Raw genomic sequence first — 12,330 nt, 5'->3', positions numbered from 1 at the left:
GTCTTGTCACCTCACCGGGAGCAGGCATTATGAGAGTCGCCGATCAACAGATGTACAACACCCTGCTCGGCAATCTCCAACGTTCCCGCTTGCAAATGTTGACTTCGCAGGAGCAGATCTCCAGCCAAAAACGAGTCTCCACTCCCGAAGACGACCCGAGTTCATATGGCCAGATCGTCCTCGACAAGTCCGCGCTCTCCCAGACGACGCAATGGATTCGTAATATCAATTTCGGAACCTCCCGGGTGAACGCCGCCGACCAGGCGTTAGGGCAGGTCCAGAACCTCATTACGCGCGTACGCGAGTTGACCATTCAAGCCAGCAGCGATACGACTTCCGCGGAAGGACGCCAGTCGATCGCCAAGGAGATCCGACAACTCCAACGACAATTGGTCCAGCTGGGGAATACGGAGGTGGCGGGGCAGGCGGTCTTCGGCGGGACGAAAACCAACGTGACGCCCTACGTCATTACAACAGGCGATACGGTGACCTATCAAGGCAACACGGAAACGCAGTCGATCGCCGTCGGCGAAAATCAGACCGTGCAAATTCTTGTTCCCGGAAGCAGCATTTTCACCGGTGCGACCACGAACATGTTCGATTCGCTCCGGGACTTGCTCACGGCGCTCGAAAGCAACAATCGCCCGGGGATTCAAGCCGGTATCGGCAACCTTGACTTGGCCACGGCGCAGATCAGCGACGCGCAGGGGACAGTCGGGGCGCTGGCCAACCGCCTGCAAGTCACTCACGACGCGCTGGATACGGCGACCCTGACCATTTCCAAGGCCATCTCCGACAATCAAGATGCCGACCTTGCGACGGCGATCAGCCAATTGAGCCTCCAACAGGTCGCGGTGCAGGCTGCCAGCCAGACATTCAGCAAAATTTTCGACTCCTCCTTGCTCAACTATCTGCGGTAACCAGCGCTTAAGTTTCTTCTCACCGCAACCGATATACCCAATGCACCCGTATTCACACGCCAAGGAAGGCTTGTATGCTGGTCTTAACGCGACGCCGGGGAGAGGGCGTCACCATCGGTCCGGATGTCCGCATTGTGGTGCTCGGCATCAAAGGCGGGCAAGTCAGACTGGGAATCGAAGCGCCGCCCAATGTGCAGGTCCATCGCGATGAAGTGCATGCGCGGATTCAAGACGAGAATCGGATTGCTGCGGGGCCTGGAGTCATTCCTCTGGAAGCCTTTCGTCAACTGTCCAATAAAACAGGGCGCCGGGGGGGCTGAGAACCATTCATGAAGTGTCAGTCGACCAGATTCGGGACCTTCGAGGTGAACGACGACGCGCTGTTGGTGTTTCCATCCGGCATTCTGGGATTTCCCGACTGGACCAGATACGTCGTGCTCGACCATGACACGGATGCGCCGTTTAAGTGGTTGCAATGCGTCGAGGAACCTCAGCTCGCCTTTGTCATTCTCGATCCGGCGCTGTTTAAGCCTGATTACCAGGTCACGATCACCACGGACGCGCTCATCGAAATCCAGAAGCAGGATCAGGACGAATTATCCGTCGTGACAATTTTGACGATTCCTTCCGATGATCCGACCGCGGTGACGGCCAATCTGCGCGGCCCGCTGATCATGAACCACCGCACCAGGCTGTGCAAACAATTGGTGTTGCCCGAGGATTTGCCGACCCGCTATCCGCTCTTTGCCGCAGCTCCCGCGTCGACCGGTCAGTCGCCTTCCCCATCCCTGCACGCCTCAGCCCGCTAAGCCACTTCCTGTCAGGTCTTGCGACGGCCTGCTTCCATTGTAGAACGCATAGAATTCTTGACGGCACACACGTCTTGCCGGGTATCGTGTCCTGTCGGCAGAGGCGTCACTGCGGGAGGGAAGGAGGGATCTGGCGAGATAAGACGGCCACCAATTCGTTCACGGTGCGGTCCAACCGGACCAGCAAGCTGGGCGCTTCCGTCAGCGTTCCGAGTCGTCCGGAAGCCTCAAGCTGGCTTGCCAGCAACACCACATCAGGTGCACAGAGATTACCGGCCGTGCCTTTGAGGCTATGTGCGGCCCGTTCAAGTGCTGCGGCATCAGCCTGCCCGATGGCAGACTCGATCTCCTTCATCATGGCGCGATGGCGGTCAAGGAACAGACGGATCAATTGATCGAACAGTTCGGCATCTCCGCCGATGTTGGCCAGCATGGCGCTCGCGTCGAACACCCGCGCGTCCGTCATACTCATGTCGCGGGGAGGGGGAGGGGGCGCAACGTCGGCCGCAGCCTTCACCGGAACCCATCGTTGCAGAATGAGGCCGAGATCATCCGTCTTCACCGGCTTCGTGAGATAGTCGTCCATACCGGCGGCCTTGCATCGCTCCCGGTCACCGGGCAACGCATTCGCCGTCAGGGCGATGATCGGAATGTGTGCGCGAGTCCGAGACGCATCCGGTTTCTCCTCCTGTTCGCGGATGAGCCTCGTGGCCTCGTAGCCGTCCATCGTCGGCATCTGGCAATCCATGACGATCGCCGCATAGGATTCCCGTTCGAAAGCCGTCACGGCTTCCTGGCCATTCGACACCACATCCGGCTGATATCCGAGGCGGTCCAGCATGCGGACGGCCAGCTTCTGATTGACCACATTGTCTTCGGCAACCAGAATACGGGGGCGGGAGGATTGTTCGGCCAGCGTGTGCCGTGTGATGAGGGTCGGCGAGATGGGGCGCCCCTTGCTTGTCCCGATTGCTGCGGCCGGCACCTGGTGTTGCAATCCAAACACCACACGCAGACACCCTTGCAGCTGATCATGGCGAACCGGTTTCGTCAGGTAGGCCGTGAATCCGGCGCGACGCGCCCGCTCCGCATGGCCGGGCTGAATCAGCGACGTCAGCACCACCAATCGAACCCCGGCCCCATTTTGGTGAGCCCGGATGTCCTGCGCCAATTGAAGTCCATCTTTGCCGGGCATCAGCATATCCAGCACGGCCGCATCATAGGGTTCCCCCTTCGCCGCCGCCTGCTCCAGCATATCCATCGCTTCCGCGGCATTACATGCCTGACCGTCCCGCATACCCCATCCGGAGACTAGATGATGGAGAATGGTGCGATTCGACTCATTGTCGTCGACGATGAGGATACGGCGACCGCTCAGCTCAGCCGAAGGGACGATGGCAGGCGTGCACACGGCTTGTTTCTGGAATAGAGCCGTGCACCAGAAGGTGGTACCTTCTCCGGGTCGGCTACGAAGGCCGACCTCGCCGCCCATCAGCTCGACCAGTTGTTTCGAAATGGCCAGCCCGAGCCCCGTCCCGCCGTACTTGCGTGTCGTGGAACTGTCGGCCTGGGTAAACGCCTGAAATAGCCGTCCCTGCACTTCTTCGCTGATGCCGATGCCGGAGTCCGTCACTTCAAACTTGATCATCACCCCGGCCGTGGTGTCACTCTCCAGGAACGCCTGCAGCGTCACCTCTCCCTGTTCGGTGAATTTAACCGCGTTTCCCACGAAGTTTGTCAAAACTTGCCGCAGCCGCCCGGGATCGCCGCGCAACGCGTTGGGCACGGCGGCGTGAACCAGGCCGGTAATTTCGAGGCCTTTGCGCTGCGCCCGCTCCGCAAACTGTGACAACACGTCTTCCACCGTCGTGCGGAGCTGGAAATCGAGCGTCTCAAGTTCAAGTTTGCCAGCTTCGATTTTGCTGCATTCCAGCACGTCATTAATCAGGGAGAGTTGGGCCTCGCCGCATTGCTGAATCGTTTGCGTGTAGGAGCGTTGCTCTTCTGTCAGAGCGGTATCCAGCAACAGGCTGGCCATGCCGATCACACCGTTCATGGGCGTGCGCAACTCATGCGTGATCATGGCCAGAAACGACGATTTGGCGCGCGCGGCCGCCTGGGCCTGCTGCAGCGCCTGATCCAATTGACGGTTGCTCTCTCGAAGATGATCGGCGGTGGCGTTCAGCGCGCGGTGGGTCGCATGCACTTCACCGAGGTCGATCCCGTAGGCTCGCACGAGGTGATTACTGGGAACGGGGCACAGTGTCCAGCTGTAACAAGCCTCGCCTCTGACGACCTCCTGTGAACTCAGCGTCCGTCCTTCTAGGAGGCACGTGGCGACAAGCGCAGGCAGATTCTCGGGAAGGATATCCGGTTTGCCATTGGGGTCATACCCGAATCGGCACAGGACCTCCACCATCGTGGGGTTCGCATACAGGATATTGCCGTTTCGATCGATTTCCACGATCGGGTAGGGGCTTTCATCCGCCACGGTGGCCAGCCGGTCACGATCCTGTTCCAACTCGCATTCCCGTGAGATGTCCCGGAGTGTCAACAGCGTGGAGACGGATGGAATTCCTGACAGACGCAATTGTTCCCACTCGATCACCGTGACAGCCGGCGTCTCATCCGCATCGCGATCCGTGGCCTCATCGGATGTCCCGCCGAGCCCTGCCTGGAATTTCAACACCCCCGTAGAGTGCAAGGAATTGCTCAGCTCGAGCGGCTGGCCGGCAAGATCTGAAAACAATTTACCGGCACAGTCGGCCGGCGACCGGCCGAGCAGGCGGGCAGCCATCCGGTTGACGAACACGATGGTGTGATCCGAAGCCAACAGGCAAATGCCGAGCGGCACGGCATCCCATAGGAGAACCATCGTTTCCGGCGCCAGCGTGAAGCCGGTGGGTGGTTGAGATTGAGGGGAACCCGACTGTGACGGACGGTTCATGTTTACGCACCACCTATTGCGACATCAAGAAATTGCGGGAGATCGATCTGTTCCTGCCGGGGATCCATGGCGCGGAGAATCGAGCGCACCGGTTGGTCGTCGGGCTGGTTTTGAAGGTCGGTGTCGATAGGAGGATTCTGGATCTCCCCATCTGGCCGTCTGATGATCCGGATTCGCGGACGCAGCCGGTCTTCATGATTGAGGCCGATGACGACCGCACACTCGCTGGTATTGAGCTTGATGAGACTTCCCAGGGGATAGACGCCCAACACCTTGATCGCGACCTCAACTAACGTTTTGTCGTACCGCCCTTTGGCCCCCAACACGAAGAGCTGCCGAATCGCGTCATGGGGCAGCAGGGGCGGGCGGCCATATCTGGTCGTCACCAGATCGTCATAGGCGTCCGCCAGCGCCATCAGTTGGGTCAGCGGAGAAATCCCGCCGGCCTTCACCAGTTTGGGAAAGCCAGTCCCGTCCTGAAATTCGTGATGTTCTGCAATGATCCTGGTCACCGTCTCCGGCACTCGGTCGGCTTGCGACAACACAGTGGCCGCCAGCTGCGGATGTTGCCGCATCAGCACCTGTTCCTGCTCGGTTAGGGCCGAGGTTTTCCGATAAATGTTCCGCGGGAGACGGACAAATCCGATATCGTGGAGAAGCGCGCCCACCCCGAGCGCTTCCATCTCCGATTCCGTGCACCCGTTTTCCACAGCGAGAATGAGCGTCAGGACGCAGACATCCATGCCATGATTGGCGAGAGTGCCGTCGAAGCGGCGCATTTTATCCAGACAAAACTGGATCATCATCGCTTCGGGTTGCTCGATGATCTGCTTCAGCAGTTTGCTCACCACGGGTTTGAGTGCCTCGAGCTTGGGCGGCTGACCCGCTTCAATGTCGGTGAAGACCCGTTCGATCGCTGCCATGGCCTCTCGATAGACCGCCGCTGCCGCCCCGGCATGCGACGCGTGGCCGTTCGTGGCAGCCTCGACCATGTCACTTGGCGCGGGGGAAGGTTCCGGCAACGAAGGAGGCGCTTCCGTGACGGCGATGGGGGCTGCCCCTACATCCACCCCTCGATCTGTATCTATGGTGACGACCTGAATGCCGTGCCGTTTGAGTTGAACGATGTCATCGGGATTGGATACCAGCCATTTATGGAGCAGAAACGGCGTCTTGTACCAGGGTTGATCCAAACCCGCGATAAACATACCGACGGTGAGCTGATCAATGGGGATACGTTTTGTCGAAGCCATGTCAGAGTTCTGCCTAATCCTCAAGAAAGCCTGTGCTGATTCACAGGCTGACAGGGTGTGGTTCCTGTCCCATACCTATCGGTCAATGTGAGGCCGGTCTTTACCTGCGGAGAGACAATGCGGTTGACCGGACTTTATGTTTTGAAGCCATCTGCCGATACGTCTGACGGGGGCGCGTCTATGCCTTGTATTGCCTCCGGGGGAACACATCATGAGTAATCTCATCGCGCATCGCCATCCTGCGTCATTTCTCGAAGTGGGGCTCTCGCTACAACTGAGTCTTCCCAACGAGGGCACGGGCACACAGTACGGCGCCACTGTCCTGGGATGGAAACAGCGTTGCTGGATTGTGTGCGAATGGCCGTTTCACTTCGGCCAACCGGTTCCCTGCACGGCTGGAACTCCCTGTCTGCTGCGATACATCTACAACGGGAAAATGATCGGCTACCGCACCGACGTGCTGCATGCGCACCTGCAGCCGTTTCCGTTTTTGATTCTGGCGTTTCCTGCAACGCTGGAGGAAGTGCCGCTTCGCAAACATGGACGGGTCTCAGCGCAAGAACCTATCGTGCTGCTTCAGGTCGAGCAGCCCCAGCGCACCCAACCACCCGGCGAATCCCCGCGCATCGGCGGACTGTTAACGGATCTGAGCGCATCGGGATGCGCGGTGCTTGTGCAACGGCCAATACAGGACTTTTTTCCGGGCATGGTGTTGCGTGTGGAGTTCGAAATCGTAGGTACGGGTCACGTCAACAATCTGACGGGGGTCGTGCGAAACGTGTCAATGCAGGCAGACGGAACGCATCTCGGCCTGGAGTTCCGGTTCGACGGGAAGGAAACCATCGAGTACCGGGGGTGGGGAGGATCGGTCAGAAAAGCGCTGGAATCGTTCGTCCTTCAAAAACATTCCTTCGAGTCCGCCTAGACTACAGCGGTTGCCGGGGACTGGGAATTTTTTGCCCGGTTGCAAGGCTCACAGCAGTTCTCCAACTAAGAAATCCTACGGTTTCCCATCCTCCCTCTGCCATTCTCAGTGGCATACATCTTGATTAGTCTCCTGGTGCCATGCCTGGTCTGTTGACAGAGGCAGGCCTCTATTTTGGCGCAAGAGGAACGACTACCATGACGCTTCACGCACATAGTGCCAAACTCAATCCTCGATGGTGCCTGGCGCAAGATACGATCGACCGACAGGACATTGATCACCTGATCGACTGGCTGCGGACCTATCCACGGCTCACCAAAGGAGCAGTGACCCTCGACTTCGAGCACCAGTGGTCGCAGTGGCTGGGACAACCGTATTCGGTGCATTGCAATTCGGGGTCGTCGGCGAATCTTCTGATGTACTACGCCTTATTGCGATCGGGGAGATTGCGGAATACCAACGTCATCGTGCCGAGTGTCGGGTGGGTCACATCCATCGCTCCCGCCATCCAGTTTGGTTTCACCCCGTTCATGTGCGAGGCGGATCCGGACACATTCGGCCTCGACCTCAATCATCTTGAGGACCTCCTAAAGCGTCATCACGCGCAGACGGTCCTGCTGGTTCAAGTCCTTGGCGTGCCGCACCGTATGCGGGAGTTACAGGCGTTGAAGGATCGCTATGGATTCTACCTTCTGGAAGATGCCTGCGCCGCCATCGGCGCGGAGTACGAGGGCAGAAAAGTCGGCACCTTCGGCGATATGGCGAGCTTCTCGTTTTATTTCGGTCATCAGATGTCCACGATCGAAGGCGGCATGGTGTCCTCCAGCGACAAGCAGCTCGCGGATCTCCTCCTTATGTTACGCAGCCACGGGTGGAGTAAGGATCTGGACCAGACAAAGCACCAAGAGCTGGTCGAACAGTATCAGGTGGACGACTTTCATTCCCCGTTCGTCTTCTATGAACCGGGGTTCAACTTGCGTTCGACCGATCTCAACGCCTTCATCGGTCTCGAGCAATTGCGCAAGCTGGATTGGATGACCGGCCGACGGCAGGCGAATCACGATCGGTACCTTGAGCAACTGGGGAAGCGGTTTTACACGCAGCGGCCGCCGCAAGGCAGCAAGGTCGCGAGCATTTCCTTCGGACTGCTGGCCGATAGCGCGGAACAACGGACACGCATTGTCCGGGCGTTAGTGGCCGAAGGCGTGGAAACCCGGATTTTTTCCGCCGGTAATCTGGGCCTGCATCCGTTCTGGATGAATCGATACGGAAAAGCCGGCTTTCCCGTGGCCGACCGAGTCCACCATTGCGGATTGTTTCTGCCGAACCACGCCTCCATGACCGACCAGGATGTCCTGCATATTTCCCGTGTCGTCCTGGAGGCCGCATGAACAGGGGAGTGGTCCATCGCCATTGGCTTAGCCGGAGGGAGCTCGTTCGATCATGACGACAGGTTCAACGCATGTCCTCATCACCGGAGGCGCCGGGTATTTGGGTTCCGTCCTCACCAGACGATTGCTCGACCGGGGTTATGCGGTGACGGTCCTCGATAATTTTCTCTACCGGCAAAATAGCCTGATGGATTGTTGCGCCGAAGAGAAGTTTCAGGTGGTGCGAGGCGACTGCCGGGATGAACGGCTGCTGACCGACTTGCTGCGAAAGGCCGACATCATTATTCCGCTCGCCGCCCTGGTCGGCGCGCCTCTCTGCGACAGGGACCGCGTCGGAGCGTACACGGTGAATTTCGAGGCCGTACAACTGCTCTGCAAACTGGCATCGCCCCGCCAGCGGATGATTTTCCCCGTGACCAACAGCGGATATGGCATCGGCCAGCCCGGCGTGCCCTGCACCGAGGATTCGCCGCTGCGACCCATCAGTCTCTACGGTGAAACCAAGGTCAAGGCGGAGCGAGTCGTCTTGGACCGCGGCAATGCCATCACGTTACGCCTGGCGACCGTGTTCGGAGTGTCGCCGAGGATGCGCATGGATTTGCTGGTCAATGATTTCGTCTGGCGAGCGGTGCATGATCGGGCCGTGGTGGTGTTTGAAGGGCACTGCAAGCGGAACTACATCCATATCCGTGATGTCGTGCGCGTCTTTCTCCACGCGATCGACTATTTCGACGACATGAAGGACCGGCCCTACAACGTCGGGTTGGACGACGCCAATCTCTCCAAGCTTGAACTGTGCCGTGAAATCCAGCGGGTGCTTCCGCATTTCGTGTCATTCGAGGCGCCGATCGGCGAGGATCCTGACAAGCGCGATTACATCGTCTCGAACCAACGTCTGCTGGACTCCGGGTTCAAGCCGGAATGGTCGTTGGAGCGGGGGATCCGCGAGTTGATCAAGTGCTACACGATCGTCAGAGCCGGTCAATATGCCAATGTCTGATTCCAGCGCGAGCCGGCAGGGAGGGCGAGGATGATCATCAGCCGAACGCCGTTCCGTATCTCCTTTTTCGGGGGCGGCACCGATTATCCCGTCTGGTTCCGCGAACATGGCGGGGCGGTGCTGGCGACAACCATCGATAAATATTGCTACATCAGCTGCCGGCAGCTGCCGCCCTTCTTCGAGCACCGCACCAGGATTGCTTATTCGCGCATCGAACTCGTGAACAACAATCACGAGATCGAGCATCCCGCGGTTCGCGGCGTGTTGAAGTACCTCAATATCGACGACGGACTGGAAATTCATCACGACGGGGACTTGCCTGCGCGAACCGGGTTGGGGTCCAGTTCTTCCTTCACCGTCGGCCTGCTCCATACCCTCTATGCGTTGCAACACACCATGCCCAGCAAATCCCAGTTGGCCCAGGCCGCGATCCATGTGGAGCAGGATGTGCTCGGCGAAGCCGTGGGGTGCCAGGACCAGGTGCTGGCGGCGCATGGGGGCCTCTGCAAAGCGACGTTTTTCCCCAACGGGGACATCGGGTATACCCCAATCATCATGCACCCGGAGCGCCTGGCGTCGTTCCAAAGCCACCTGCAACTGTACTTCACGGGGTTTTCGCGGATCGCCTCGGAAGTGGCCCGCGAGCAGATCGATCGCACGAAACACCGGCAAGCCGAACTCTCAGCCATGTTGCAGATGGTCGAGGAAGGCATTGCGATCCTTACCGGTGATCGCGACATCGCCGACTTCGGCGCCATGCTGCACGACGCCTGGATGCTCAAGCGGCGATTAACCTCGCGCATCACCACGCCGGCCATCGACGAAATCTATACGGCGGCGCGGCAAGCGGGCGCGCTGGGCGGGAAGCTGCTCGGGGCCGGCGGGGGCGGGTTCATGTTGCTGTTTGCCAGGCCCACCGACCACGAACGTATTCGATTGGCCCTCCCGGGCCTCCTCCAGGTGCCGTTCAAGTTCGAGGGCCTCGGCACACACATCGTGTTCTATCAGGAAGATCAACTCATGTTGGACGATGTCTGGGCTCAACGCTCAGCACAAACCGCCGCTCAACTCAAATCCGCGCTCATCGGAAGGGCCGCATGACCAAGAGCCACATGGCTGACTGCGATGTGATCATTCTCTGTGGCGGCCTCGGCACCCGCCTGCAATCGGTCGTGGCGGATCGTCCGAAGCCGATGGCGGAGATTCACGGCCGGCCGTTCGTGTCGTTGCTGGTCGAACATTTCCTGCGCCATGGAGCACGCCGTTTCATTTTCAGCACGGGACATTTCGGAGAGATGATCGAGGACTGGTTCCTGCGTCATCGCGGCGCTTACGAGACCTTGTTCGTGCGCGATCCGGTGCCACTCGGCACCGGTGGGGCCCTGGCCCACGCCATGCCGTTGGTACGTAGCAACCCCTTCCTTGTCCTGAATGGCGATTCATTCTGCGAGATCGATCCGGAGCGGCTCTTGCGCTTCCATCTCCGCAAACGGGCGGGAGCGACGATTGCCGTGACGCGCGATGAAACACGCGAAGACACCGGCGCGGTGGCCTTGGGGGAGGACGATCGAATGTTGTCGATGGTGGAAAAGCCAAGAAGGCGGACCACGACCTATCACAACGCGGGCGTCTACCTGTTCGATCGCGCCGTCACGGCTCTGTTTCCAGAGACGCCGGTCTGGTCTCTGGAGCGTGAACTGCTCCCGCGCCTGGTGACGCAGCAGTGCTACGGATTCGTCACTGCCAGCCCGCTGCACGACATCGGCACGCCCGAACGTCTGGCGCATTTCCGTGAGACCTGGAAGGACACCTCGGCCTATTTCCCGACGTCGTTCCTCAATCAGAGACAAGGATCGATGTCACGATGACCCAGCCGGGAAGGCCGATACCACAGACTCTGAACCGACCGAGCTTCTCTTCACGAGGGGAACGGTTGATCGGACAGGAAATGTTTCGCGTGATGGATCGCGCGCAGGCCCTGGAACGCCAGGGACACCGTATTTACCACCTAGAACTCGGCAACCCCCGCATGGCCCCTCCGTCTCAGATTCTTGAGGCGACGATGCAGGAACTTCAGGCCAGGCAGGTGGGATATGCGCCGATGGCAGGTCTGCAGGAATTACGTGCGGCCCTGGCCGCTCGGTATGCCTCCTATACCGGGCGACCGGTGACCGCCTCGCAGGTCGTCATCAGTCCGGCCAATATGCTCATTCACCAGTTTCTGGATATCACGTGCAATCCTGGAGAGCGGGTTGTGCTGTTTACACCGGCCTTTCCCTCCTATTGGGCGGCAGCCGCTCATCTCGAGCTAGAGGTCGTACCCGTTCCCCTCTCGGCGCGCGACGGCTTTCACCTGTCACGGTCGGCGATTGATTCGGCTGTGGCGGCACAACCGCGGGCGATCATCGTCAACAATGCGAATAACCCCACCGGCGCCGTCTATGAGCCGGAACTTCTTCATGAATTGGCAACACGCTGCGGAGAGGCAGGAATCTGGCTTCTCAGCGATGAAACCTATGCCGATCTCACCTTCGACCGTTCGCATGTCAGCCTGGCGGCCCCGCAGATCGGCCATGTCGTGGTCATGTCGTCGTTTTCCAAGGTATTGTCCGTTCCGGGATTTCGCACCGGCTATGCCGTGGCCCATGAGGCCGTCATTGCCAAATTCGCACTGTCCAATTCCACGCTCTACTCGTGCCTGCCCGGTTTTACTCAGATGGGCTGCGTCGCAGGGTTGTCGGTGCTCGACGCCTACGCTGAGGAGGTGCGCGCTCGCAATCGCCGTCTCATCGGAACCTGTCATGACCGCATCACTCGCTCCGGACTCTTACACGGCCATCATCCGGAATCGGGGTTTTATCTGTTTGTCGATATCACCGGGACCGGCCTCGACGACATAACATTTTGCCGGCGGCTTCTGGAGGAGGAACACACAGCGGTGACCCCCGGACGATGCTTCGGCGACGCCTATGCCTCACGTATCCGATTGGCCGTGTGCGGACAGGAGGAGGACGTCCTGGAAGGGGTCTCTCGCACCATTGCCTTTGCACAGAAACTGGGAGGCTGCCATGTCCAAGCCGCTTGA

Annotated in this window: 11 protein-coding genes; 9 read left to right on the top strand and 2 right to left on the bottom strand. The window is 59.3% G+C overall.

Going from position 1 to position 12,330, the window contains the following annotated elements:
• Window positions 1-29 precede the first annotated feature (29 nt).
• From flgL to GDA65_10665, 3 genes are all read left to right on the top strand, one after another.
• Window positions 30-920: a flagellar hook-associated protein 3 gene (flgL, locus tag GDA65_10675; GenBank protein ID MBA5863157.1), complete on the top strand. Its 891-nt coding sequence runs from the start codon at window positions 30-32 to the stop codon at window positions 918-920.
• 74 nt (window positions 921-994) lie between these two features.
• On the top strand, window positions 995-1,240 hold the full coding sequence (gene csrA, locus GDA65_10670; protein ID MBA5863156.1) for a carbon storage regulator CsrA: 246 nt from the start codon (window positions 995-997) through the stop codon (window positions 1,238-1,240).
• Between the two features lie 9 nt (window positions 1,241-1,249).
• Complete coding sequence (locus GDA65_10665) at window positions 1,250-1,729, top strand: flagellar assembly protein FliW (protein ID MBA5863155.1); 480 nt, start codon at window positions 1,250-1,252, stop codon at window positions 1,727-1,729.
• 106 nt (window positions 1,730-1,835) lie between these two features.
• Here GDA65_10665 and GDA65_10660 read toward each other — a convergent pair whose 3' ends face one another.
• Both GDA65_10660 and GDA65_10655 read right to left on the bottom strand, forming a co-directional pair.
• Window positions 1,836-4,676: a response regulator gene (locus GDA65_10660; GenBank protein ID MBA5863154.1), complete on the bottom strand. Its 2,841-nt coding sequence runs from the start codon at window positions 4,674-4,676 to the stop codon at window positions 1,836-1,838.
• Between the two features lie 2 nt (window positions 4,677-4,678).
• Window positions 4,679-5,929 (bottom strand): DUF3391 domain-containing protein, encoded by a 1,251-nt coding sequence (locus GDA65_10655; GenBank protein MBA5863153.1) that lies wholly within the window; start codon window positions 5,927-5,929, stop codon window positions 4,679-4,681.
• 211 nt (window positions 5,930-6,140) lie between these two features.
• Between GDA65_10655 and GDA65_10650 the strand changes: the two genes are divergently transcribed.
• From GDA65_10650 to GDA65_10625, 6 genes are all read left to right on the top strand, one after another.
• Window positions 6,141-6,854 carry a hypothetical protein gene (locus tag GDA65_10650; protein MBA5863152.1) on the top strand — a complete coding sequence of 238 codons (714 nt, stop codon included), beginning with the start codon at window positions 6,141-6,143 and terminating at the stop codon, window positions 6,852-6,854.
• Between the two features lie 140 nt (window positions 6,855-6,994).
• On the top strand, window positions 6,995-8,245 hold the full coding sequence (locus tag GDA65_10645) for a DegT/DnrJ/EryC1/StrS family aminotransferase (protein ID MBA5863151.1): 1,251 nt from the start codon (window positions 6,995-6,997) through the stop codon (window positions 8,243-8,245).
• A 52-nt stretch (window positions 8,246-8,297) separates the two neighbouring features.
• Window positions 8,298-9,245: an NAD-dependent epimerase/dehydratase family protein gene (locus tag GDA65_10640; protein ID MBA5863150.1), complete on the top strand. Its 948-nt coding sequence runs from the start codon at window positions 8,298-8,300 to the stop codon at window positions 9,243-9,245.
• Between the two features lie 30 nt (window positions 9,246-9,275).
• Window positions 9,276-10,346, top strand: a complete 1,071-nt coding sequence (locus tag GDA65_10635) for a kinase (GenBank protein ID MBA5863149.1) — start codon at window positions 9,276-9,278, stop codon at window positions 10,344-10,346.
• On the top strand, window positions 10,343-11,113 hold the full coding sequence (locus tag GDA65_10630) for an NTP transferase domain-containing protein (GenBank protein ID MBA5863148.1): 771 nt from the start codon (window positions 10,343-10,345) through the stop codon (window positions 11,111-11,113). The genes GDA65_10635 and GDA65_10630 overlap by 4 nt, the downstream gene beginning before the upstream one ends.
• Window positions 11,110-12,330: an aminotransferase class I/II-fold pyridoxal phosphate-dependent enzyme gene (locus GDA65_10625; GenBank protein MBA5863147.1), complete on the top strand. Its 1,221-nt coding sequence runs from the start codon at window positions 11,110-11,112 to the stop codon at window positions 12,328-12,330. The genes GDA65_10630 and GDA65_10625 overlap by 4 nt, the downstream gene beginning before the upstream one ends.

This window comes from Nitrospira sp. CR1.1 (assembly GCA_014055465.1).
Taxonomy (GTDB): domain Bacteria; phylum Nitrospirota; class Nitrospiria; order Nitrospirales; family Nitrospiraceae; genus Nitrospira_A.
Note: the sequence above shows the minus strand (reverse complement) of the source record. Positions and strands in the feature narration are given on the sequence as shown.